We start from the raw sequence: 24,409 nt of genomic DNA, 5'->3' as shown, positions 1-24,409 counted from the left end.
ACCTTTGGCGCATTGGCGGCATACGTGCCCTGGTGGTTTACTTGCCTACAACACCTGTTCACGCATCCACTAGGACACGACGATGTCGCCATTTTCCTTCTTGCCCGGCCGCAGCGGAACCTGCGCGCTGGCCTTGTTTATCTCCACCAGCCTGTTATTGGGCGGTTGCAAGACCGGCGACAGTGAGGCTAAGGCTGCAGAAGAAAAAAAGACCGTGGACGCGGTGCCGGTGGAGACCGCCAAGGCGGCGCGGCGCGCGGTGGCCGCCAGTTACACCGGCACCGCGGCGCTGGAGCCGCGCGCCGAAGCGCAGGTGGTGGCCAAGACCTCGGGCGTTGCGCTGGCGGTGATGGTGGAAGAAGGCCAGAAAGTCTCGGCAGGCCAGGCACTGGTGCGACTGGATCCGGATCGCGCGCACCTGGCAGTGGCGCAGAGCGAAGCGCAACTGCGCAAGCTGGAAAACAGTTATCGCCGCGCCACCCAGTTGGTGGGCCAGCAACTGGTGAGCGCAGCGGATGTGGATCAGCTCAAGTTCGATGTCGAAAACAGCCGTGCGCAGCACCGTCTGGCATCGCTGGAGTTGTCCTACACCACGGTGCAGGCGCCGATTTCCGGCGTGATCGCCTCGCGTTCGATCAAGACCGGCAACTTCGTGCAGATCAACACGCCGATCTTTCGGATCGTCGACGATTCGCAGCTGGAAGCCACGCTCAACGTGCCCGAGCGCGAGCTGGCGACGCTCAAATCCGGCCAGCCGGTGACCTTGTTGGCCGATGCGCTGCCCGGCCAGCAGTTCGTCGGCAAGGTGGACCGCATTGCGCCGGTGGTGGATTCGGGCAGCGGCACGTTCCGGGTGGTCTGCGCGTTCGGCAAGGGCGCCGAGTCGTTGCAGCCGGGCATGTTCGGGCGCATCCGTATCGATTACGACCAGCGCAAGGATGCGTTGGTGATCCCGCGCCTGGCGTTGCTCGACGACGGCGAGCCGGCGGTGTTCGTGGTGCGTAATGGCAAAGCCAGTCGCGTACCGGTGAAGCTGGGCTACGCCGAAGGGCCGTGGCTGGAAGTGCGCCAGGGTTTGAAAGAGGGCGATCAGGTAGTGACGGTCGGCAAGGTGGCGCTGCGCGATGGCACTGCCGTGCAGGTGATCGGCCAGCCCGATCGCAAGCCGGTCGCCACTGCTCCGGCTGCTGCACGCGATGAGACGCACGCATGAGTGACCAAGGCAACCCGCACGGTCCCGTGCACGACCCGCATGCGCCATCGCCCGGTGGTGGCCTGGTCGCCTTCGCCACGCGGCGACGGGTAACCATCGCCATGATCACCGTGACCATGCTGCTGTTCGGCCTGATCGCGCTGCGCAGCCTCAAGGTCAATCTGCTGCCGGATCTGAGCTATCCCACGCTCACCGTGCGCACCGAATACACCGGTGCGGCGCCAGCGGAAATCGAGACGTTGGTGACTGAGCCGGTGGAAGAGGCCGTCGGCGTGGTCAAGAACCTGCGCAAGCTCAAGTCGATCTCGCGCACAGGGCAGAGCGATGTAGTGCTGGAGTTTGCCTGGGGCACCAACATGGACCAGGCCAGCCTGGAGGTGCGCGACAAGATGGAAGCCTTGTCGCTGCCGCTGGAAACCAAGCCGCCGGTGTTGCTGCGCTTCAATCCTTCCACCGAGCCGATCATGCGGCTGGCGCTGTCGCCCAAGCAGGCGCCGGCCTCCGACACCGATGCGATCCGCCAGCTCACCGGGCTGCGTCGGTATGCCGACGAAGACCTGAAAAAGAAGCTCGAGCCGGTGGCTGGCGTGGCCGCGGTCAAGGTCGGTGGCGGGCTGGAAGACGAGATCCAGGTCGATATCGATCAGCAGAAACTCGCTCAGCTCAATCTGCCGATCGACAACGTGATCACTCGGCTCAAGGAGGAGAACGTCAACATCTCCGGCGGTCGGCTCGAAGAAGGCTCGCAGCGCTACTTGGTGCGTACGGTCAACCAGTTCGTGGATCTGGACGAGATCCGCAACATGTTGGTCACCACGCAGAGCAGCAGCGGCAGCGCGGCCGAAGCGGCGATGCAGCAGATGTATGCCATTGCGGCGTCCACCGGTTCGCAGGCGGCGCTTGCAGCTGCAGCCGAGGTGCAGAGCACCTCGTCGGCGTCCAGCAGCAGTATTGCCGGCGGCATGCCGGTGCGGCTGAAGGATGTGGCGCAGGTGCGCCAGGGCTACAAGGAACGCGAGGCGATCATCCGCCTGGGCGGCAAGGAAGCGGTGGAGCTGGCGATCTACAAGGAAGGTGACGCCAACACCGTGTCCACTGCCGCTGCGCTGCGCAATCGCCTGGAGCAACTCAAGGCGACAGTGCCGGGCGACGTCGACATCACCACCATCGAAGACCAGTCGCACTTCATCGAACACGCGATCAGCGACGTCAAGAAGGACGCGGTGATCGGCGGCCTACTGGCGATCCTGATCATCTTCCTGTTCCTGCGCGATGGCTGGAGTACGTTCGTCATCAGCCTGTCGTTGCCGGTGTCGATCATCACCACGTTCTTCTTCATGGGCCAGCTGGGGCTGAGCCTCAACGTGATGTCGCTGGGCGGGCTGGCCTTGGCCACCGGCCTGGTAGTGGACGATTCGATCGTGGTGCTGGAGAGCATTGCCAAGGCACGCGAACGCGGCTTGAGCGTGCTGGACGCGGCCATTGCCGGCACCCGTGAAGTGAGCATGGCGGTGATGGCCTCTACGCTAACCACCATTGCGGTGTTCCTGCCGTTGGTCTTCGTGGAAGGCATCGCCGGTCAGTTGTTCCGCGACCAGGCGTTGACGGTGGCGATCGCGATCGCGATCTCGCTGGTGGTGTCGATGACGCTGATCCCGATGCTGAGCTCGCTCAAGGGGGCGCCGCCGATGGCGTTCCCGGACGAGCCAAGCCATCCGGATTGGCAGCCGGAGCAGCGTTGGCTCAAGCCGGTGGCGGCCGGGCGGCGCGGGGCCGGAGCGAGCGTGCGGTATGCGTTCTTCGGCGCAGCGTGGGCGGTGGTCAAACTGTGGCGTGGCATTGCGCGGGTGGTGGGGCCGGTAATGCGCAAGGCCAGCGACCTGGCGATGGCACCCTATGGGCGCGCCGAGCGTGGTTATCTGGCGATGTTGCCGGCGGCCTTGAGGCGTCCTGGCCTGGTGCTGGGGCTGGCAGCGGCCGCATTTATCGGCACGGTGTTTCTGGTGCCGATGCTGGGCGCGGACCTGATTCCGCAGCTGGCCCAGGATCGCTTCGAAATGACCGTCAAACTGCCGTCCGGCACGCCGCTGGCGCAGACCGATGCGCTGGTGCGCGAGCTGCAGCTGGCCCATGACAAGGACCCCGGCGTTGCCTCGTTGTACGGCGTCAGTGGCAGCGGCACGCGGCTGGATGCCAACCCCACCGAGAGCGGCGAGAACATCGGCAAGCTCACCGTGGTGATGGCCGGCGGCGGCAACCCCGACGTGGAAGCGGCCGCCACGCAGCGGCTGCGCAGCAGCATGGCCGGGCATCCGGGCGCGCAGGTGGATTTTGCGCGGCCGGCGTTGTTCAGTTTTTCGACGCCCCTGGAAGTGGAACTGCGCGGGCAGGATCTGGGCGAGTTGGAACAGGCCGGGCAGAAGCTGGCGGCGATGCTGCGCGCCAATGGCCACTATGCGGACGTGAAATCCACCGTGGAGGAGGGCTTCCCGGAAATCCAGATCCGCTTCGATCAGGAACGCGCCGGTGCGTTGGGGCTGACCACGCGGCAGATCGCCGATGTCATCGTCAAGAAGGTGCGCGGCGATGTGGCCACGCGCTACAGCTTCCGCGATCGCAAGATCGATGTGCTGGTGCGTGCGCAGCATAGCGACCGCGCCAGCGTGGAGGCGATTCGCCAGCTGATCGTCAACCCGGGCAGCAGCCGGCCGGTGCGTCTGGCGGCCGTGGCCGAAGTGCTGGCGACCACCGGCCCCAGCGAGATCCATCGCGCGGATCAGACCCGCGTGGCGATCGTGTCGGCCAGCCTGAAGGACATCGACCTGGGCGGTGCGGTGCGTGAAGTGGAGACGATGGTGCGCAAGGACCCGCTCGCTGCCGGCGTGGGCATGCACATCGGTGGGCAGGGCGAGGAACTGGCGCAGTCGGTCAAGTCGCTGTTGTTCGCGTTCGGGCTGGCGATCTTTCTGGTGTATCTGGTGATGGCCTCGCAGTTCGAATCGCTGCTGCATCCGTTCGTCATCCTGTTCACGATCCCGCTGGCGATGGTGGGCGCGGTGCTGGCGCTGCTGATGACCGGCAAGCCGGTCTCGGTGGTGGTGTTCATCGGCCTGATCCTGCTGGTGGGGCTGGTGACCAAGAACGCGATCATCCTGATCGACAAGGTCAACCAGCTGCGCGAAGACGGCGTGCCCAAGCGCGAGGCATTGATCGAAGGCGCACGCTCGCGCCTGCGTCCGATCATCATGACCACGCTGTGCACCTTGTTCGGCTTCCTGCCGCTGGCAGTGGCCATGGGCGAGGGCGCGGAGGTGCGCGCACCGATGGCGATCACCGTGATCGGCGGCCTGTTGGTCTCGACGCTGCTGACCTTGCTGGTGATACCGGTGGTGTACGACCTGCTGGACCGGCGTGCCGATGCCTACTACCTGGAGCGTGGCCGGCGCATGGCACGACGCGAGGCACCCACCGGCGGTCATACCGACGGACTGGAGGCGCTATGAGCGTTGCTGCCTTCAGCATCCGCCGGCCGGTCACCACCATCATGTGCTTCGTATCGTTGGTGGTGGTGGGGCTGATCGCCGCGTTCCGGCTGCCGCTGGAAGCCTTGCCGGACATCTCCGCGCCATTCCTGTTCGTGCAGTTGCCGTACACCGGCTCCACCCCGGATGAGGTGGAGCGCAACCTGGTGCGGCCGGCCGAAGAAGCCCTGGCGACGATGACCGGCATCAAGCGCATGCGCTCCACGGCCACTGCCGATGGCGCCAACATCTTCATCGAGTTCAGCGACTGGGATCGCGACATCGCCATTGCCGCCTCGGACGCGCGCGAGCGTCTGGATGCCATCCGCGACGATCTGCCGGACGATCTGCAGCGCTTCCATATCTTCAAGTGGTCCAGCAGCGACGAGCCGGTGCTCAAGGTGCGCCTGGCCAGCCAGACTGACCTGACCGGCGCCTATGACATGCTGGACCGCGAGTTCAAGCGGCGTATCGAGCGCATCCCCGGCGTAGCGAAGGTGGAGATTTCCGGCGCGCCGCCGAACGAAGTCGAAATCGCCATCGCACCGGACCGCCTCACCGCGCACGACCTCAGCCTCAACGACTTGAGCGAGCGGCTGGGCAAGCTCAATTTCTCGGTATCTGCCGGCCAGATCGACGACAACGGCCAGCGCATCCGCGTGCAGCCGATCGGCGAACTGCGCGATCTGCAGGAATTGCGCGAGCTGGTGCTCAATGCCAAGGGCCTGCGCCTGGGTGATATCGCCCAGGTGCGCCTGAAGCCGACCCGCATGAACTACGGTCGCCGGCTCGATGGGCGGCCGGCGATCGGTCTGGACATCTACAAGGAGCGCAGCGCCAACCTGGTGGACGTCTCGCGGCTGGCCTTGAAGGAGGTCGAGGACATCCGCGCCGAGCCGGCAATGCGCGATGTGCAGGTCAAGGTCATCGACAATCAGGGCAAGGCGGTGACCTCGTCGCTGGCCGAACTGGCCGAAGCCGGCGCGGTAGGGTTGCTGCTGTCGATCACCGTGCTGTTCTTTTTCCTGCGGCACTGGCCCTCCACGCTGATGGTGACGCTGGCCATCCCGATCTGCTTTGCGATCACGCTAGGCTTCATGTATTTCGTCGGTGTCACCCTCAACATCCTGACCATGATGGGCCTGTTGCTGGCGGTCGGCATGCTGGTCGACAACGCGGTGGTGGTGGTGGAAAGCATCTACCAGGAGCGCGAACGCACGCCCGGGCAGCCGCAACTGGCGGCGCTGCTGGGCACGCGTAGCGTGGCGATCGCGCTCAGCGCCGGCACGCTCTGCCATTGCATCGTGTTCGTGCCGAACCTGTTCGGCGAGACCAACAACATCAGCATCTTCATGGCGCAGATCGCGATCACCATTTCGGTGTCGCTGCTGGCGTCGTGGCTGGTGGCGATCAGCCTCATTCCGATGTTGTCGGCGCGCATGAAGACACCGCCGATGGTGACCTCCGAGCGCGGCGTGATCGCGCGGCTGCAGCGGCGTTACGCGCGCGTGCTGGCATGGACGCTGGCGCATCGCGGCTGGAGCGTGACCGGAATCATCCTGGTCAGTGCGATCAGCCTGGTGCCGATGAAGCTGACCAAGGTCGACATGTTCGGTGGCGATGGCGGCAACGAGGCCTATATCCAGTATCAGTGGAAGGGCTCATACACGCGCGAGCAGCTGGGCAATGAGATCGGCCGGGTGGAAAACTATCTCGAAGCCAATCGCGCCAAATACCACATCACGCAGATCTATTCGTGGTTCAGCGAGGTGGAAGGCAGCAATACCGTGGTGACCTTCGACGCGAGCAAGGTCAAGGACCTGCCGCCGTTGCTGGAACAGATCCGCAAGGAGCTGCCGCGGTCTGCGCGTGCCGATTACAGCATCGGCAATCAAGGCGACGGTGGCAGCGGCAATCAAGGCGTGCAGGTGCAGTTGGTCGGCGATTCGACCGAGGCGCTCAAGGCGTTGGCGGACGACGTGATTCCGCTGCTGGCACAACGCAAGGAACTGCGCGACGTGCATGTGGACACCGGCGATCGCACCAGCGAACTGGCAATTCGGGTGGATCGGGAGCGGGCGGCGGCGTTCGGCTTCAGTGCCGAACAGGTGGCCAGCTTCGTGGGCTTGGCGTTGCGTGGCACGCCGTTGCGCGAGTTCCGGCGTGGCGACAACGAGGTGCCGGTGTGGGTACGCTTTGCCGGTGCCGAACAGAGCAAGCCGGAAGACCTGGCCAGCTTTACGGTGCGCACCAAGGATGGCCGCAGCGTGCCGTTGCTGAGCCTGGTGGAGGTGCAGATCCGTCCGGCCGCCACCCAGATCGGCCGCACCAATCGGCAGACCACGCTGACCATCAAGGCCAACCTGGCGGAGAAGGTCACCGTGCCGGAGGCGCGCGCTGCGATGGAAAAACCGCTCAAGGCGATGCGTTTCCCTGCCGGCTACAGCTACACCTTCGACGGCGGCGATTACCAGGATGATGGCGAGGCGATGGGCCAGATGGTGTTCAACCTGGTGATCGCGCTGGTGATGATTTACGTGGTGATGGCCGCCGTCTTCGAGTCGCTGTTGTTCCCGGCGGCGATCATGAGCGGCGTGCTGTTTTCCATTTTCGGGGTATTCTGGCTGTTCTGGATCACCGGTACTGCGTTCGGAATCATGTCCTTCATCGGCATCCTGGTGTTGATGGGCGTGGTGGTGAACAACGGCATCGTGATGATCGAGCACATCAACAATCTGCGCCGCCGCGGCATGGGGCGCACGCAGGCGCTGGTGGAGGGGTCACGCGAGCGGCTGCGGCCGATCATGATGACCATGGGGACCGCCATCCTGGCGATGGTGCCGATCTCGCTGACCAGCACCACGATGTTCAGCGACGGCCCGCCGTACTTCCCGATGGCGCGCGCCATTGCCGGCGGCCTGGCCTTTTCGACGGTGGTGAGCCTGCTGTTCCTGCCGACGATCTACGCGATCCTCGACGACATGAGCAGCGGCGCAGCGGCGCTGGTACGACGTGCACGCGGTGTGCCGAAGACAACGCCGATGAATGCTGCGTTGGAGTAGCGAACAAGGTGATGCCTAACAACGCGGCTGTGGCTCTTGAAGGCGCGATGCATCAAGCCCCACTCCCCCTGGGAGCGGGGTTGGGGTGAAGGTACGGGTCTCCGGTTGATACAGACACCGAGGCACCTGCCTGTTAGCCACTGGCTTCGGCGAGAGGCGGCTGCGCGGCCGGGAATCGGCTCTTCGGCGCGGCAGACGTCCTGCCCGACGCGCCGTCGCGGCACATCCCTGCGCCGCTCTCCGCCACTCCCCGGCCGCGCTGCCGCCCCGGCGAGTGGTTGCCGTGGTGTTGAGCAGCGAAATGGTGGGGCAGCCGCGTTCTGCCTGTGCATCGAGAACTCGACCACTGCGTTCCCCGGCACGTGCTGTGCAGCAACCCCAGTCAATCAGCGCCGAGGCGCTGGTTGACCAGCTTCCAACCGCGCCTGACGAAGCCAACCAATCGAGCCGGGATCGCTAAGGAGGCGGCTCTGGCGGCTAGGTACGGCAGTGTGGGTGAGTTGATGCAGAGCCTTGAACCATCCAGCTTGCTGGATAAGGCACCCGGCACTCAGCCCGCACGCACCTGGCGCACGATCGCCGCGGCCTTGGCCGAGCTTTCCTTGACCTTGTCCCACTGGCCCTGTGCCAGCCAGTCCTTAGGCACCATCCACGAACCACCGATGCACAGCACGTTGGGCTGCGACAGGAACTCGGCGGCATTGGCTTCGCTGATGCCGCCGGTGGGGCAAAGCTTGAGCTCGGACAACGGACCGGCCAGGCCCTTCAGCATTTGCAGACCGCCCACGGCGGTGGCCGGGAACAGCTTGCACACCCGGAAGCCGAGGCCCATCAGGGTCAGCAGCTCGGTCGGCGTCGCTGCGCCAGGTACGGCCGGAATCGGCGCATCGGCCAGCAGGCGTGCCAGCGGTGCGGGCGTGCCCGGGGTCACCAGGAAGTCGGCGCCGGCATCCACCGACTGACGCAACTGCAGCTCGCTCAGCACGGTACCTGCGCCAATCACGATGTTGGGAAGCTCGCGCTTGAGCATCGCCAGCGCGTCGATCGCCACCGGCGTGCGCAAGGTCAGCTCGATCGCGGGCAGGCCGCCTTCCAGCAGCGCATCGGCGACGCGGCGCGCCTGGTCCAGCGTGTCGACGGTGACCACCGGCAGGATGCCGGCATCGCGCAGCAGCTGTTCGGCGGTGTTCTGGGTCTGGGCAATCGTCATTGCAACTCCATTAGACGGCGGCCGCCGGGGCGACCGCGCAGAGGGAAGGGGTCAGGCGTCCTTGGACTCGTGCGGTGCGGCCGCCGCGGCCGCATCGGCCCCGAGTTCGTATTCGGCGTCGTAGCTCCACAGCGCACCGTCCGGATGGGTCGGGCCGCAGGAAATGGAGATCGCGCCCTGGTCGGCCGGGCCGACGACCTGCCGGTTGATCGCAAACAGGTTGCGGCCCAGGTCGTTGCCCGCCACGGCGGTGTTCGGCGCCACCTCGCGCGATGCCCATTCTTCGGCCGAGACCAGCACTTCCAGGATGCCGGCTTCGCCGTCCAGACGCACGATGTCGCCTTCGCGGACGCGTCCGATCGGGCCGCCGCGCGCCGCCTCGGGGGTGAGATGGATCGCCGCCGGGAACTTGCCCGACGCGCCGGAAAGACGGCCATCGGTCACCAAGGCCACGCGGCGGCCCTGGTTCTGCAACAGGCCCAGCAACGGCGCCATCGAATGCAGTTCGGGCATGCCGTTTGCGCGCGGGCCCTGGTAGCGCAGCACCACCACGAAATCGTGCGGCAGCACGCCGGCGGCATGCAGCTTGTTGAGCACCTGCGGCGTGTCGATCACCACCGCCGGCGCTTCGATCGTGCGATGCTGCGGCTTGACCGCCGACAGCTTGATCAGCGACCGCCCCAGGTTGCCGCGCAGCAGGCGTAGACCGCCCTGCGCTTCGAAGGCATCGCTGACCGGGCGCGCCACGCTGTCGTCGGCGGTGGTCGCGGTACCCGGAACATAGGTGACCTTGCCGTCCTGCAGGCGCGGCTCGTTGACGTAGGCGCGCATGCCGCCTTCGACCACGGTGGGCAGGTCGTCGTGCATGTAACCGGCGTCCATCAGCTCGCGGAACACGAACGCAGTGCCGCCCGCGGCCTGGAAGCGGTTCACGTCGGCCTCCCCGTTCGGGTAGACGCGGGTCAGCAGCGGCACGGTCTGCGAAATCAGATCCATGTCGTCCCAGGTCAGCACGATGCCGGCCGCACGTGCCACCGCGATCCAGTGGATGGTGTGGTTGGTCGAGCCGCCGGTGGCCATCAGCGCGACCACCGCGTTGACGATGGCGCGCTCGTCGATCAGGCGGCCGAACGGGCGGAAATCCTGGCCCAGCGCAGAAATGGCCAACGCACGTGCGGTGCCCTCGCGGGTCAACGCGTCGCGCAGCGGCAATTCCGGGTTGACGAACGAGGCGCCGGGCAGCTGCACGCCCATCGCCTCCAGCAACACCTGATTGGAATTGGCGGTGCCGTAGAAGGTGCAGGTGCCGGGCGAGTGGTACGAGGAAGATTCCGCTTCCAGCAGTTCGGCGCGGGTGGCTTCGCCGGCCGCATAGCGCTCGCGCACTTCGGCCTTCTGCTTGTTCGGGATGCCCGGCGTCATCGGGCCGGCCGGCATGAAGATCGCCGGCAGGTGCCCGAATGCCAGCGCACCGATCAGCAGCCCCGGCACGATCTTGTCGCATACGCCCAGGTACACCACGCTGTCGAACATGTCGTGACTCAGGCCGATCGCGGCAGCCTGGGCAATGTTGTCGCGCGAGAACAGCGACAGTTCCATGCCGGCGCGGCCCTGGGTCACGCCGTCGCACATGGCCGGCACGCCACCGGCGACCTGCGCGGTGGCGCCGAGCGAACGCGCCGTGTCGCGGATCAGCTGCGGATAATGCTCGAACGGCTGATGCGCCGACAGCATGTCGTTGTAGGCAGTGATGATGCCCAGATTGGGGGTGGCCGCACCGCGCAGGCGCGACTTGTCGGTCGGCTCGGACGCAGCAAAGCCATGGGCAAGATTGCCGCAGCTCAAACGGCTACGGAACGGTCCCTCGCGCAGGGCGGCATCGAGACCGGCCAGATACGCCGCGCGCGACGGCGCGCTGCGCTTGCGGATACGGTCGGTGACAGCTTGGATGTTCGGATGCAGGCTCATTGGCTACCGGCTATGAGAAACGGGAAAGAGAAGTGCACTTTTAATTCCCCGCACATGGATGTGCGGGCTGTTGCGAAGGACTCGCACAAGATCGGCTCCTGCGAGGGGACGCGCATCACTGACACCAATGCACCCGCAAGCGCGGGCCAGGCTGCTGCAGCGCCACGCGGATCGGGTACTCGCCGACGTCCTCGCCTGCCAGTGCGGCCTGCAGCACATCCAGCTTCTGCTTGCCGCGCAACAGCAGCAGGCGGGTCGGGATCGCGGACAGACCGGCAGGCGTGAGGGTGATGCGCAACGGCCACTGGTTCGCGCCCGGGCAGCCGGTCGCATCCAGCGAGGCGTACGGCTGCGGGCTGGCGAGCGCCTTGGGCAGGTCGGTCGAGCCGGGGAACAGCGAAGCGGTGTGCCCGTCGCCGCCCATGCCCAGCACCGCCAGACAGGCCGGCTCGGCATGGGTGGCCTGCAGGTTGGCGGTGTGCACGCACTCGGGCAACTGCTTGCCGGGGCGCACCAGCGGGATGAAGGTGGCCGCCGGTGCGTGGGTCAGGAAGCTGTGATTGACCAGCCAGGCGTTGCTGTCCTGGTCCTGCGGCGAGAGCCAGCGCTCGTCGACCAGGCCTACCTCCACCCGCGACCAGTCCAGCGGGCGGTGGGCGAGGGATTCGTACACCGGCGCCGGCGTCGTGCCGCCCGAGAGCAGCATGCGCGCCTGGCCACGCCGCGATATCTCCTGTTCGAGCAGGTCGGCCATTTCGCTGGCCACCGCCTCGGTCCACTCGGCCGGGTCTTCGTAACGCACCAGGGTGATGCGCGGGTTGTCCTGCAGGTTCATCGCTGCTCCCCGGGGTGCTGGCGTTGCGCGTCCACCGCATACGCGGCGGCGCCAAGCAGACCGGCATGGGGATGCATGACCGCCAGCGACGGCACCCGCGACATGATGGCGGAGAACCGCCCCTTGTGTTCGAAACGCTGGCGGAAGCCGGAGTGCTGCAGCGAATCCAGCACCTTGGGCACCAGCCCGCCGGTGAGGAACACGCCGTCCCAGGCGCCCTGCATCAGCACCATGTCGCCGGCGATCGCACCGAAGATGGCGCAGAACAGGTCGATGGTGCGCGCCGAACGCGGGTCGCCAGCGGCTGCGCGTGCGGTGATGTCCTTGGGCTCCAGCGGGCCCGGGTCGACCCCGGCGATCTCGCTCAGAGCGCGATGGATGTTGACCAGCCCCGGCCCACAGATCAGGCGCTCGTTGGAGACCCGGCCGAACTGTTCGGAGAGGATCTCCAGCACCCGGATTTCCTCGGGCGTGCCCGGCGGGAAGCTGACATGACCACCTTCGGTTTCCAGCGGAAAACAGCGCCCGTTGCGGATGATCAGACCACCCACGCCCAGGCCGGTGCCGGGGCCGATCACGCCGTAGTTGCGCGGCTGATCGATCGGCGCCGGCCGCCAGCTGGCGCCGCCAACCTGCACCACGTCCTGTGGACGCAACAGGCTGATCGCCATGGCCTGGGCGGCAAAGTCGTTGATCAGGTGCAGCGTGCTGAAACCCAGCATGCTGGCGGTGCGCGTGCGCGAGATCACCCACGGATGATTGGTGATGCGGGCTTCGTCGCCATCGACGCGGCCGGCCACGGCGAACACGCCCTGGGTGGCCTGCACGCCGATCTGATCGAGGTAGTAACGCGCGGCTTCGCCAAGCGAAGCGAACTCCACCACCGCAAATTCGCGCGAGGTGTCATCCAGCAGCGGTACCGAGGCGTCGACATCGGCCAGCGCGAAGCGCGCGTTGGTGCCGCCGATATCGGCAACCAGCACCGGCTTGGAAGGAGCGGTCATGCGTTGTTTCCCTGTGCGTCTGTGGCCGGAGGCAGGAACGGGGTAGCGGCGTCGGGGCCCCAGCTGCCAGCCGGGTAGGGCTGCAGCGGCAGAGCAGCGTCCTTCCAGGCATCGCTGACGCTGTCGATCCAGGCCCAGGCGGCCTTGACCTCGTCATCGCGCACGAACAGGGCCGGGTTGCCGTTGAAGGCGTCCACGAATAGCCGCTCGTAGGCGATGCGGCGGTGCAGGCCAGTCGGCACCGACAGTTCCAGTTCCAGCGGCTGCAGTTCGATGGCGCCCCATTCCGGGCCGGCCAGGCTGCTCATCAGGCCGAGTTCGATGTTTTCCTGCGGCTGCAGCTGGAAGGTCAGGCGGTTGGGCACCGCGTTCTGGCGGTCCGGGCGCTCGAACAGCCAATGCGTGACCGGCTTGAGCGTCACCACGATCCGGGTGGAGCGCTCGGCCAGGCGCTTGCCGGTGCACAGGTGGAACGGCACCCCGGCCCAGCGCCAGTTGTCGATATGCGCAGTCACCGCGACGAAGGTTTCCACGTCGCTGCCTTCCGGCGGGTGATAGGCCTGCGCCGGTTGGCCATTGATGCTGCCGGCGGTGTAGCGGCCACGCACGCTGTCGTGCGCGGCGTGGTCGGCGGTCATCGGGCGCAGCGCCCGCAGCACCTTGACCTTCTCGTCGCGGATGCGGTCGGCTTCCAGCGAGGCCGGCGGCTCCATCGCCACCAGGCACAACAGCTGCAGGATATGGCTCTGGACCATGTCGCGCAGTGCGCCGGAGCGCGCGTAATACGCATCGCGCCCGTCCACGCCTTCGCTTTCGGCGACCAGGATCTGCACCGACTCGATGTAGGTGCGGTTCCACACCGCTTCGAGCAGCGTGTTGCCGAAGCGCAGCGCGATCAGGTTCTGCACCGCCGCCTTGCCCAGGTAATGGTCGAGACGGAACACGCGGTCTTCGTCGATCAGCGCGCCGATCGACTGCAGGATCTCGCGGGCGCTGTCCGAATCGTGTCCGATCGGTTTTTCCAGCATCAGCCGGTGCGGTGCTGCCAGCGCGCCACCCAGGGCCAGGCCCTGGCAGGTGCTGATGTACAGGCCCGGCGGAATCGCCAGATAGCTCACGCACTGGCGGTTGGCCAGCTCGCGCACCGCATTGGCCACTGACTCGGCATCGCGCAGATCCACCGAGCGGTAGTCCACCCGCTGCAGCAGTGTCTGGATCTGCTCTGGCGTGGCGATCGGCAACGCCTCGGTCAGGCGCGGCCGCAGCACTTCGCGGAAGGCCTCGGTGTCGTGCGGCGACAATGCCAGCGCACGGATGCGGAAGTCCTCCGGCAACAGGCCGTCGACGAACAGACGCAGCAGGGAGGGGAAGAGATAGCGCTGGGCGAGATCGCCGGTGGCGCCGAACAGGATCAGGGTGTTGTGCATGGACCGAGTTTCAGATTCTGGAGACATCGTTATCAGCGACTTGGCGGAAAGGCGCCGGACAGCCGGCGGTCGGTACGTCTGTTCCTGAGCGACACTTGCGTGTGCGCAGCGGGGGATGGACGCTGACGTCCAGCCCCCGATTGTTGCAGCAACGGGCGGCGAGGGGTTAGCGCCCCGGCGGCATACCTGCACCTGCGTGGCGGAATGCCGGGTGGCGAGTCACTGGTGACGCCACTGGAAACTGCGGCGTGCGTCGGTAGCGGCATGGTCCCTCCCGAGATCGATGTTGCCATGTGAAAACGATTACATGTCAGAATAAACCAATGCATTCGTTTGCACAGAGATTTCGCGCAAACGAGTCGTTCGTCATTGCCGTCGGGAGGGCCGAGGGCAGGGCGCATACACAGTCGAGGCCGAACGATGGCGAAAGTGCAGTTGGAAGGTGTCCGCAAGGTCTATGAAAACGGCCAGGTGGCGGTGCAGGGCGCAAGCTTCGAGGTCGCCGATGGCGAGTTGATGGTGCTGGTCGGGCCGTCCGGCTGCGGCAAGTCGACCTTGCTGCGCATGATCGCCGGGCTCGAGGACATCAGCGCCGGCACGCTGAAGATCGGCGAGCGCGTGGTCAACGACGTGGCGCCGAAAGACCGCGACATCGCCATGGTGTTCCAGAGCTATGCGCTGTATCCGCACATGACCGTGGCCGAGAATCTGGCTTTCGGGCTCAAGCTGCGCGGCCACCCGAAGCAGGTCATCGCCGAGCGCGTCAACAATGCAGCCGAGCTGCTGGGCCTGACCCCGATGCTGGACAAGCTGCCCAAGGCCATGTCCGGCGGCCAGCGCCAGCGCGTGGCACTGGGCCGGGCGATGGTGCGCGAATCCTCGGTGTTTCTGCTCGATGAGCCGCTGTCCAATCTGGACGCCAAGCTGCGCCACAGCGTGCGCACCGAGATCGCGCAGCTACATCGCAAGCTCGGCACCACCATGATCTACGTTACCCACGACCAGGTCGAGGCGATGACGCTCGGCCAGCGCATCGTGGTGCTCAAGGACGGCGTGATCCAGCAGATCGACAACCCGATGGCGCTGTACGATCGCCCGGCCAATCTGTTCGTGGCCGGCTTTCTGGGCAGCCCGGCAATGAATGTGCTGCAGGGGCGCCTGGACGAGCAGGATGGCCTGCACCTGGTGCTGGCCGACGGCTGGCGGGTGCCGTTGGGCGCTGCCCGGGTTGATCGTCGCTGGTTCGGTCAGGACGTGATCGTCGGCGTGCGCCCCGAACACCTGCAACCGTCCGAAGACGCACGGCTGGGCTTCGAGGCACGGGTGGAAGTGATCGAGCCGGTAGGCAACGAGATCTTCCTCAACCTGGACCGCGGCGGCCAGCCGCTGGTGATCCGTGTGGCGCCGCAGGCCCTGCCTGCGGTCGGGCAGCCGCTGCGCCTGGCCTTGCGCAGTGATGCGCTGCATTTCTTCGACCCGGCGACCGGGCAGCGGCTGGAACCGGCCTAACGCTCCAGGCCGGGAAGGAGGGCGAGCGGGCGGGCGCGGTGCGCGCCTGCCTGCAGCACGGCGTCATCCCCGAGGGCCAGATCCAGCGGAAGCACGGCCAGCGCCAGTGGTTCGGCGACGCTGACCACTGTCCCGATGGTGGTGCCGTCGAGCACGACGCTGTCGCCGGCTTCGGCCTTGCCTTCGATCTCCAGCAACTGCAACGCACGCTTGGCCTTGCCCAGAAAGTGCGTGCGCGCCACGATTTCCTGGCCGGGGTAGCAGCCCTTCTTGACGCTGAAGGCCTGCAGGCGGTCCAGCGCAAGTTGTTGCGGCGTCCATTGCTCGCGCTGGGCCTGCGGCAGGCGAACCAGCCCCAGTTGCAGATCTTCCTGGCGCCATCGCGCGTCGATGCTCGGCACTTCCATCGGCGCGGCCAATGCCGTGTCCTGCGCAAGCAGCAGCGTGCGCGGCCGCTCGGCAGTACCCATGTCCAGCGCGATATGCAGCGTTCCGATATCGGCATGTGCACCGTGCGCGCGTTGCGCCGGCTCGGAGCCGCCATACGCCGATAGCTTGATGGCGTTGATTGTCAGCTTGCGCCGGAACACGAAACGGCCGAGCTGCGCGGCGATCTCGGCTGCATTTCCGTCCGGCAACAGCATCAGCAATTGCGCGTCGTCCTCACGCAGGAGTGCGAAGATGGCAACCACGCGCCCCTTCGCCGTCAACCACGCATTCCATTGCCACTGCCCAATCGCCAGCGCCTGGACGTCATTGGCAAATTGGGCATGCGCAAACGCCACTGCATCCGCGCCGAGCAATCGGACGTATTGCATGTCGTGCAGGGAGCCAAAACCCTGCGGAATAAGATTCAGGTTGTCAGCCACGGAAGGGGAGGACTAAAATCGCAATGTTGTGAGACCACTATGATAGGCCATCCAACCCCCACGCCATCGCAGGATTCCGAGACGCAGCCTTCCCCTCAGGAGCACATTCCCGAGAAGAAGCCACTGCCCAAAGAGATCGGTGGGCGCGACGGCCCTGAGCCAACGCGCTACGGCGACTGGGAAAAAAATGGACGCTGCATCGATTTTTGAGCAGCTTTTAGCCACAGCGGCCTAGTGCCGCCCAGCCGAGATAACGAGCCCAGCGAATGGCGATCCGCGAACGTCCTCTTTCCCCGCATCTCCAGGTGTACCGCTGGCAGATCCAGATGGTGACCTCGATCCTCAATCGAGCCACCGGCATTGTTCTGTCGGTCGGCGCCTTGGGAATTGCCGCCGCCTTGCTCACATTGATGCTTGGCCCCGACCACTGGAATTGCCTGCGCGAACATGCTGCCGCCTGGTACGGGCAGGTGTTCCTGTTCGGCTGGACCTGGAGCTTTGCCTTCCACCTGTTCGGTGGGTTGCGCCACATCCTGCAGGACTTCGGCCAGGGCTACGCCGTGCGTTCGTTCGTCAGCCTGGGCTGGCTGTCGGTGGTGCTGAGCCTGGTGCTCACCGCCGCGATCTGGGCCTACGTCCTGGTGTCTGGAGGTGCCGCATGAGCCGCTACCGTACCCCGCTGAAAAACGTGCGAGGCCTGGGTGCCGCCAAGACCGGTACCGAGCATTTCGTCGTCCAGCGCCTGACCGCCACCGCTCTGGTGCCGCTGTCGATCTGGTTCCTGATCTTCGTGCTGAGCCTGGTCGGCGCCGATCATGCGACCGCCAGCGCCGCCGTTGCCAAGCCGTGGAACGCGATTCTGCTGGTCGGCTTCCTGATCGCCTCGTTCTGGCATGCGCAGCTGGGCATGCAGGTGGTGCTGGAAGATTACGTGCACAACTCGCTGCTCGCGCTTGCGGCGCAGACCATCGTGCGCTTCGTTGCCGTGCTGGGTGCCATCGTCAGCGTGTTTGCCGTGGCGCGTATCGCGCTGGGCATCAGCTGAGTCGCCAGCGACCAAACAGGAATCCATAATTCGATGTCCGCTTACAAGATCACAGAACACAAGTACGACATGGTCGTGGTGGGCGCCGGCGGTGCCGGCCTGCGCGCCACGTTCGGTCTGGCCCAGAAGGGCTTGCAGACCGTCTGCCTGACCAAGGTCTTCCCGACCCGTTCGCATACCGTTGCCGCGCAGGGCGGTATTTCCGCGGCGCTCGGCAACATGGGCGAGGACGACTGGCGCTATCACTTCTACGACACCATCAAGGGCTCCGATTGGCTGGGCGACCAGGACGCGATCGAGTACATGTGTCGCGAGGCGATCCCGGCCATCATCGAGCTGGAGCACTACGGTGTGCCGTTCTCGCGCACTGAAGAGGGCAAGATCTACCAGCGCCCGTTCGGCGGCATGACCACCAAGTACGGCGAAGGCCCGTCCGCGCAGCGCACCTGCGCAGCAGCCGACCGTACCGGCCACGCCATGCTGCATACGCTGTACCAGCAGTCGCTGGCGCACAACGCGCGCTTCATGATCGAGTACTTCGCACTCGACCTGATCTTCGACGAAGAAGGCGTCTGCCGCGGCGTGCTCGCGCTGGACATGGCCGATGGCACGCTGCACCTGTTCCGCGCCCATGGCGTGGTGCTGGCCACCGGCGGTTACGGCCGTGCCTATTTCAGCGCCACCTCCGCGCATACCTGTACCGGTGACGGCGGCGGCCTGGTGATGCGTGCCGGCCTGCCGGTGCAGGACATGGAGTTTGTGCAGTTCCATCCCACCGGCATTTACGGTGCGGGCTGCCTGATCACCGAGGGCGTGCGCGGCGAAGGCGGCATTTTGCGTAACAGCAATGGCGAGCGCTTCATGGAGCGCTATGCACCGCACTACAAGGATCTGGCCTCGCGCGACGTGGTATCGCGCTCGATGACGGTGGAGATCCGCGAAGGCCGTGGCGTGGGCGAGCACAAGGACCACATCCTGCTCGACCTGACCCACCTCGGCCCGGAAGTGATCAACGACAAGCTGCCCGGTATCGCCGAAAGCGCGCACATCTTTGCCGGCGTGGACGTGACCAAGCAGCCGATTCCGGTGCTGCCGACCGTGCACTACAACATGGGTGGCATCCCGACCAACTATTACGGCGAAGTCGTGCGCAAGCAGGGCGACAATCCGGATGCGGTGGTGCCCGGCTTGTACGCCATCGGCGAAGCTGCCTGCGTGTCGGTACATGGCGCAAACCGCCTGGGCTCCAACTCCTTGCTGGACCTGGTGGTGTTCGGTCGTGCGGTGGCCAACCGTTGCGCCGAGACGGTCAAGACCAACCAGCCGCACAAGCCGCTGCCGTCCGATGCCTGCGACAAGGCGCTGGGCCTGCTGGACAAGCTGCGCTATGCCAACGGCTCCACGCCGACCTCGGTGATCCGCGACAACATGCAGCGCACCATGCAGTCGGACGCGGCTGTGTTCCGTACCAGCAAGACGCTGAAGGAAGGCGTGGACAAGATGGCCGAGATCTTCGCGTCCTTCGAAGACGTCAAGGTGTCGGACCGCTCGCTGGTGTGGAACTCGGACCTGATCGAGACCTACGAATTGAACAACCTGCTGCTCAATGCAGTGGCGACGATCAATTCGGCCGAGCAACGCAAGGAAAGCCGTGGCGCGCACTCGCACGAGGACTTCCCGGACCGCGACGACGTCAACTGGCAGAAGCACACGCTGGTGACCGTCGACGACAAGGGCAAGTGCGAATTCGAGTATCGCCCGGTGCACATGTACACGCTGAGCAAGGACGTGGACGTGGTTCCGCCGAAGCCGCGCGTGTACTGATTGATGCATCTGCAACACGCCACGTCTGCGTCGAAGGTGCCTGCCGGTGTGTTCCGGCAGAGTGGCGCCATCGTGCAGCAGCGGGGCTGTCGCAGGACGCAGGCGCAGCGCCGGCAACCGGCCGGCCGCTGCGCCATCGATTCGATGGTGGCATCCACCGTTTTCACTTTCATGCGCACGGTGCGGTTGTCGTTCGCACCGCGCATCGCCTGAGCCAACGAGAGCAGCTATGGCAGAGTTCACCCTCCCCAAGAATTCAAAGATCGGCAAGGGCAAGCATTACCCTGCACAGGGCGCCAAAAACACGCGCACCTTCAAGGTGTACCGCTGGGATCCGGATGGCGACGCCAACCCGCGTACCGACAGCTATGAGATCGATCTCGACAAGTGCGGCCCGATGGTGCTGGACGCGCTGATCAAGATCAAGAACGAGATCGACCCGACCCTGGCGTTCCGTCGTTCGTGCCGCGAAGGCATCTGCGGCTCGTGCGCAATGAACATCGACGGCACCAATACGCTGGCCTGCACCAAGGCGATTGCGGCCTGTGGCAAGTCGGAAGTGCCTATCTATCCGTTGCCGCACATGAGCGTGATCAAGGATCTGGTGCCGGACCTGACGCATTTCTATGCGCAGTACGCCTCGATCAAGCCCTGGATCCGCACCCAGACCCCGCCGCCGCCGGATCGCGAGCGCCTGCAGTCGCCGGAAGATCGCAAGAAGCTCGACGGCCTGTACGAGTGCATCCTGTGCGCGTGCTGCTCGACCAGCTGCCCGAGTTACTGGTGGAGCGGCGAGCGTTACCTGGGCCCGGCCATCCTGTTGCAGGCCTATCGCTGGATCATCGATTCGCGCGACGAAGACACCGGTGCGCGCCTGGATGATCTGGAAGATCCGTTCAAGCTGTATCGCTGCCACACCATCATGAACTGCGCACGGACCTGCCCGAAGGGCCTGAATCCGGCACTGGCCATTGCCGAAATCAAGAAGCTGATGATGGCGCGTCGCGCCTGATTGCTGGCAGCGCGGTCCCGCCTGGCGGGATGTGGTTCGCAGCGGCACCGGCCCTTGGGTCAGGTGCCGCTGTCGTTTTCGCCTCTGGCCAGGCGATAGGGAGATGAAATGGACGAGCAAACCTTGCTGAAAAAGTTGCGCTGGCGTTGCCGGCGTGGCATGCGCGAACTGGACCAACTGTTCGTGCGTTATCTGGATCAACGCTGGGCGCAGGCTTCCGAGTCCGAGCGCGCGGTTTTCCTACAGCTGCTGGATTGCGAAGACGATAAGTTGTGGCGCTGGTTCATGGGATACGAGGCCTGCCCCGATGCCGCCAATGCCGCCCTCATCGCCGATATCCGCGCCTTGCCGGCTTGAGTGGCGGCCTTCGCGCGGGCTTGTCTGCGCAGTGAGCGCACTGGCCGTGCTGGCACTGTGCGCAGTGTGGCGTAGCGGGGCGCCGCTATGGCTGGCGGCTTTGCTGTCTGCCTGGGTGCCGGTGTCTGCCGCACGCTCGCTTCGGGCGTTGTTGCGCTCGCCTGCGCGGCAGGTGCTGATCCCGTGGGGCGAGCCGCCCGCCAGCGTTGACGGCCAAACCGTGCAGGACCTGCAGGTTGCGTGGCGTGGGCCGATCGCGGTGGTGTCGTGGACACGCGCCGATGCACGCCGCGAACGCCTGCATTTCTGGCCTGACACCCTGCCGGCGCTGCAACGACGTGAACTGCGTCTGGCCGCTCACGCACGCGCCATTTCGTCCCGGCGGTCGCTAGTGGCACCATAGCGTCCCTTTCCTGGTTGAACCGCATGTTCAAACCTATCCCGGTTGCCATCGGCTTGCGCTACCTGCGCGCCAAGCGGCGCAATGGCTTCATCTCGTTTATCTCGATGGCATCGATCCTAGGCATCGCCCTGGGCGTCACCGTGCTGATCACCACGCTGGCGGTGATGAGCGGTTTCCAGAAAGAGATCCGCGACCGTCTGTTGCAGATGGCCGCGCATGCCACCGTCAGTGCCGACGGCGCGCCCATGCGCGATTGGCAGCATGCGGTCGAGGTCGCCATGGCCGACCCGCGTATTGCCGGCGCAGCCCCCTACATCGAAACCGAATCGTTGCTGCAGGGCCCGCGCAAGCAGCCGGCCATCGTGCGTGGCGTCGTTCCGTCGGAAGAGGCCAAGGTGTCGGTGCTGGCCAAGAAAATGCAGCAGGGCTCGGTCGACAGCCTGACGCCCGGTTCCTACAACATCGTCATCGGCAAGGAGCTGGCCCTGTGGCTGGGCGTGGACGTGGGCGACGGCATCGTCGTCCTGCTCAGCGACACCCAGGCCACGCCGTTGGGCGCCATGCCGCGGCTCAAGCGCTTTACCGTCAGTGGAATCTTCGAGGCCGGTTACAACGAAATCGACCGCGGACTGGCAGTGGTCAACATGCAGGATCTGGCACGCGTCTTGCGCATGGACGGCGTGACCGGCGTGCGCCTGAAACTGCACGACATGGATCAGGCCTGGCCGGTGGCGCGCGATCTGGCGGTGAAATTGCACGGCCCGTACCGGGTGAGCGACTGGACGCAGGAAAACGCCAATCTCTATCACTCGCTGAAGATGGAAAAGACCGTGATGGGCATCCTTTTGTCGCTGATCGTGGCGATGGGTGCCTTCAACCTGGTGTCGTCGCAGGTGATGCTGGTGACCGACAAGCAGGCCGACATCGCCATCCTGCGCACACTGGGCCTGTCGCCCGGCGGGGTGATGCAGGTGTTCATGGTGCAGGGGTCGTTGATCGGTTTCATGGGCACGATCATGGGCGTGATCGGCGGCATCGTGCTGACGCTCAATCTGGAGCGCATCCTTGGTGTGATCGAAACGATCTTCAGCGTCAAGCTGCTGCCGGAAGACGTCTATTACATCACCGGCCTGCCCACCGACATGCAGACCCAGGATGTGGTGGTGATCACGGTGGTGGCACTGGTGATGAGTTTCCTGGCGACCCTGTATCCGGCGTGGCGCGCCTCACGCACCCAGCCGGCGGAGGCGCTGCGTTATGAATGAGATCCGGGATTCGGGATTCGGGAATCGGGAATCGGTCGTGCAAAAGCCAAACCAAGCAGGGGCAGTGATTCGGGCCGCGGGTCTGGCCAAGACCTACGCCGAAGGCAAGATGCGCACGCCGGTCTTCGACGGCCTGGACCTGTCGGTGGCTACCGGCGAGACCGTGGCCATCGTCGGCGCGTCCGGTGCCGGCAAGAGCACCTTGCTGCACCTGCTCGGCGGGCTGGATATTCCTACCTCGGGCGAGGTGTACGTGGCAGGCGAGCGCATGTCGGCGCTGTCCGATGGCCAGCGCGGCAAGCTACGCAACCAGGCGCTCGGGTTCGTGTATCAGTTCCATCACCTGCTGCCGGAATTCACCACACTGGAGAACGTGATGATGCCGGTGCTGCTGTCGGGCCAGGACGTGCCGGTTGCCAGGGCGCAGGCGCTGCAGTTGCTGGAATCGGTCGGGCTTGGGCATCGCATCGAACACAAGCCCAGCGAGCTGTCGGGCGGTGAGCGTCAACGTTGCGCAGTGGCACGCGCCCTGGTCAACAAGCCCGGCTGCGTGCTGGGCGACGAACCTACCGGCAATCTCGACGACAACACCGCCGGCACGGTGTTCGAGCTGATGCTGGAACTCAACCGCGCGCAGCGCACCAGCCTGGTGCTGGTGACGCACGACCGCAGCCTGGCACGGCGTCTGGACCGTGTGCTGGAGCTGCATCAAGGCAGGCTGCGCGAATTGGCGCCGTCGGCGGTGTAGTCAGTCACCGGGGCGCTGTCGCCGGTTCGGCAGCGCTGCATCGGGAGGGCGATTGAGTGGCCCTCCACCAATGGGGCAGAAGTCACCTGCACGATGTCTGCAGATCATTGTGGTATCGCAAGTGAGTACGCGGCGGCGCTTACCCGATCCGCCATGAGATGCGAATGACTGCGTTGCGCTCTGCGTGACGAACGCTGTAGGGACGCTCCGCGCAACGGAAGCACGTGGCGCTCGGCGTAACGACAGAAGTACCGCACGTTACCGCTGCGACCTGCCGACCGTGATGCGGCAGATCGCGTACTGCTGCGGGTCGAAGGCCGACCCGCAGCGATGCGACCCCATCGATCAGGGGATGATGCGCAGCGCCCGCAACCGGGTAAACAGCTCGAAGAACGAGGCGCGGCTGTCGTAGAAATCTACAAAGCCTAGCTCGCGGCTCTTGGTCATGTCGTTGACGCACTCGATCTCGCGGCCCAGGTCCGCATCGGTATGCCACCACGAGGCCAAGCGATTGACGTCTGCTTCCACCAGGTCGTGCTTTGCCGCCAGTTCGGCCCAGAGCGCAGGCGCCGTCCCGGTCAGGCGCGCTTCCAACGGCTGCGGCGTGTCCGGGCAGGGTGCGGTGTCGAGTTCGAAGAACGCGGCGATCTCGCCCCACATCCAGCGCCAGCGGAATACATCGCCATTGACGGTGTTGAAGGCCTGGTTGCGTGCGGCCGGGCTCAGGCCTGCCCAGGCCAGCTGACGCCCGAGCAGCCCGGCATCGGTCAGATCGGTGAGGCTGTTCCACTGCGCCTGCGAGCCTGGGAATACGAAGGGCTGGCCGGTGTGCTTGCACAGCGATGCATAGACCGCCAGCGTCACGCCCATGTTCATCGCATTGCTGCCATTGGCCATACCGATCATGGTGTGCGAACGATGCACGCTCCACCCGAAGCCATGACGCTCGGCGTGCGCGAACAGCAGGTCTTCGAGGGTGTAATAGAAATTCTCGCCCTGCTGGCGTGGTTCGCTCTCGCGGAACGGCGTTTCGGCCTTGCCGCTGCCGTAATTTTCGAACGCACCCAGATAATGCTTGGTGCCGGTGACCAAGGCCATGTGCTGCAGCGGCGCATCGCTCAGCGCATCGCACAGGTG

21 protein-coding genes are annotated in these 24,409 nt (G+C 65.5%); 14 read left to right on the top strand and 7 right to left on the bottom strand.

What is annotated here, in order from left to right:
• Positions 1–82 precede the first annotated feature (82 nt).
• Genes OZ10_RS13775 through OZ10_RS13765 form a run of 3 tightly spaced genes read left to right on the top strand, consistent with a single transcriptional unit; the run spans position 83 to position 7,796 of the window.
• Complete coding sequence (locus tag OZ10_RS13775; RefSeq protein WP_039409020.1) at positions 83–1,213, top strand: efflux RND transporter periplasmic adaptor subunit; 1,131 nt, start codon at positions 83–85, stop codon at positions 1,211–1,213.
• Positions 1,210–4,716, top strand: coding sequence for an efflux RND transporter permease subunit (locus OZ10_RS13770; RefSeq protein WP_039409023.1), 3,507 nt, complete (start codon positions 1,210–1,212; stop codon positions 4,714–4,716). Before OZ10_RS13775 ends, OZ10_RS13770 begins: the two co-directional genes overlap by 4 nt.
• A complete protein-coding gene (locus tag OZ10_RS13765) occupies positions 4,713–7,796 on the top strand; it encodes an efflux RND transporter permease subunit (protein WP_039409027.1) in 3,084 nt (1,027 codons plus the stop codon). The genes OZ10_RS13770 and OZ10_RS13765 overlap by 4 nt, the downstream gene beginning before the upstream one ends.
• A 550-nt stretch (positions 7,797–8,346) precedes the next feature.
• Here the strand turns inward: OZ10_RS13765 and OZ10_RS13760 are convergent.
• From OZ10_RS13760 to zwf, 5 genes are all read right to left on the bottom strand, one after another.
• The gene (locus tag OZ10_RS13760; RefSeq protein ID WP_039409030.1) at positions 8,347–9,006 is read right to left on the bottom strand and encodes a bifunctional 4-hydroxy-2-oxoglutarate aldolase/2-dehydro-3-deoxy-phosphogluconate aldolase; all 660 of its coding nucleotides are present in this window, start codon (positions 9,004–9,006) and stop codon (positions 8,347–8,349) included.
• A 51-nt stretch (positions 9,007–9,057) separates the two neighbouring features.
• On the bottom strand, positions 9,058–10,974 hold the full coding sequence (gene edd, locus OZ10_RS13755; RefSeq protein WP_039409033.1) for a phosphogluconate dehydratase: 1,917 nt from the start codon (positions 10,972–10,974) through the stop codon (positions 9,058–9,060).
• Positions 10,975–11,089: 115 nt separating this feature from the next.
• Positions 11,090–11,809, bottom strand: coding sequence for a 6-phosphogluconolactonase (gene pgl, locus OZ10_RS13750; RefSeq protein ID WP_039409036.1), 720 nt, complete (start codon positions 11,807–11,809; stop codon positions 11,090–11,092).
• A complete protein-coding gene (glk, locus tag OZ10_RS13745; RefSeq protein ID WP_005995646.1) occupies positions 11,806–12,813 on the bottom strand; it encodes a glucokinase in 1,008 nt (335 codons plus the stop codon). The genes pgl and glk overlap by 4 nt, the downstream gene beginning before the upstream one ends.
• Positions 12,810–14,240, bottom strand: a complete 1,431-nt coding sequence (gene zwf, locus OZ10_RS13740) for a glucose-6-phosphate dehydrogenase (RefSeq protein ID WP_039409041.1) — start codon at positions 14,238–14,240, stop codon at positions 12,810–12,812. Before zwf ends, glk begins: the two co-directional genes overlap by 4 nt.
• A gap of 420 nt (positions 14,241–14,660) precedes the next feature.
• On the opposite strand from zwf, the gene OZ10_RS13735 reads away from it, so the two are divergent.
• The gene (locus OZ10_RS13735) at positions 14,661–15,749 is read left to right on the top strand and encodes an ABC transporter ATP-binding protein (RefSeq protein ID WP_039409044.1); all 1,089 of its coding nucleotides are present in this window, start codon (positions 14,661–14,663) and stop codon (positions 15,747–15,749) included.
• On the opposite strand, the gene ygfZ is transcribed toward OZ10_RS13735, so the two are convergent.
• A complete protein-coding gene (gene ygfZ, locus OZ10_RS13730) occupies positions 15,746–16,618 on the bottom strand; it encodes a CAF17-like 4Fe-4S cluster assembly/insertion protein YgfZ (RefSeq protein WP_039409047.1) in 873 nt (290 codons plus the stop codon). The two genes, OZ10_RS13735 and ygfZ, sit on opposite strands and share 4 nt — an antisense overlap.
• Here ygfZ and OZ10_RS23065 point away from each other — a divergent pair.
• The 10 genes from OZ10_RS23065 to lolD all read left to right on the top strand — a co-directional run bounded on the left by OZ10_RS23065 (position 16,520) and on the right by lolD (position 23,272).
• Positions 16,520–16,828 (top strand): DUF1674 domain-containing protein, encoded by a 309-nt coding sequence (locus OZ10_RS23065; RefSeq protein WP_338117736.1) that lies wholly within the window; start codon positions 16,520–16,522, stop codon positions 16,826–16,828. The genes ygfZ and OZ10_RS23065 overlap by 99 nt on opposite strands.
• 56 nt (positions 16,829–16,884) lie before the next feature.
• The gene (gene sdhC / locus OZ10_RS13725; RefSeq protein ID WP_039409049.1) at positions 16,885–17,280 is read left to right on the top strand and encodes a succinate dehydrogenase, cytochrome b556 subunit; all 396 of its coding nucleotides are present in this window, start codon (positions 16,885–16,887) and stop codon (positions 17,278–17,280) included.
• Complete coding sequence (gene sdhD / locus OZ10_RS13720; protein WP_039409052.1) at positions 17,277–17,663, top strand: succinate dehydrogenase, hydrophobic membrane anchor protein; 387 nt, start codon at positions 17,277–17,279, stop codon at positions 17,661–17,663. Before sdhC ends, sdhD begins: the two co-directional genes overlap by 4 nt.
• Positions 17,664–17,696: 33 nt before the next feature.
• Positions 17,697–19,487, top strand: coding sequence for a succinate dehydrogenase flavoprotein subunit (gene sdhA / locus OZ10_RS13715; RefSeq protein WP_039409054.1), 1,791 nt, complete (start codon positions 17,697–17,699; stop codon positions 19,485–19,487).
• Between the two features lie 9 nt (positions 19,488–19,496).
• Complete coding sequence (locus OZ10_RS13710; protein ID WP_425511549.1) at positions 19,497–19,700, top strand: hypothetical protein; 204 nt, start codon at positions 19,497–19,499, stop codon at positions 19,698–19,700.
• Positions 19,701–19,716: 16 nt separating this feature from the next.
• Positions 19,717–20,499 carry a succinate dehydrogenase iron-sulfur subunit gene (locus OZ10_RS13705; RefSeq protein ID WP_039565435.1) on the top strand — a complete coding sequence of 261 codons (783 nt, stop codon included), beginning with the start codon at positions 19,717–19,719 and terminating at the stop codon, positions 20,497–20,499.
• Between the two features lie 108 nt (positions 20,500–20,607).
• Entirely contained in the window at positions 20,608–20,856 is a 249-nt protein-coding gene (locus tag OZ10_RS13700) for an FAD assembly factor SdhE (RefSeq protein ID WP_039409061.1), read from the top strand.
• Positions 20,807–21,259, top strand: coding sequence for a YgfX family protein (locus tag OZ10_RS13695; protein WP_039565433.1), 453 nt, complete (start codon positions 20,807–20,809; stop codon positions 21,257–21,259). The genes OZ10_RS13700 and OZ10_RS13695 overlap by 50 nt, the downstream gene beginning before the upstream one ends.
• Before the next feature lie 23 nt (positions 21,260–21,282).
• Positions 21,283–22,524 carry a lipoprotein-releasing ABC transporter permease subunit gene (locus OZ10_RS13690; RefSeq protein WP_039565431.1) on the top strand — a complete coding sequence of 414 codons (1,242 nt, stop codon included), beginning with the start codon at positions 21,283–21,285 and terminating at the stop codon, positions 22,522–22,524.
• A 37-nt stretch (positions 22,525–22,561) separates the two neighbouring features.
• Entirely contained in the window at positions 22,562–23,272 is a 711-nt protein-coding gene (gene lolD, locus OZ10_RS13685; protein WP_486684671.1) for a lipoprotein-releasing ABC transporter ATP-binding protein LolD, read from the top strand.
• Between the two features lie 345 nt (positions 23,273–23,617).
• Here the strand turns inward: lolD and OZ10_RS13680 are convergent.
• A partial coding sequence (locus OZ10_RS13680) for a Rossmann-fold NAD(P)-binding domain-containing protein (protein WP_039565425.1) occupies positions 23,618–24,409 on the bottom strand: 792 nt, incomplete at its 5' end.

It is taken from the genome of Xanthomonas cannabis pv. cannabis, from assembly GCF_000802365.1.
Lineage (GTDB): Bacteria > Pseudomonadota > Gammaproteobacteria > Xanthomonadales > Xanthomonadaceae > Xanthomonas > Xanthomonas cannabis.
This window is presented reverse-complemented; position numbering and strand designations above follow the sequence as displayed.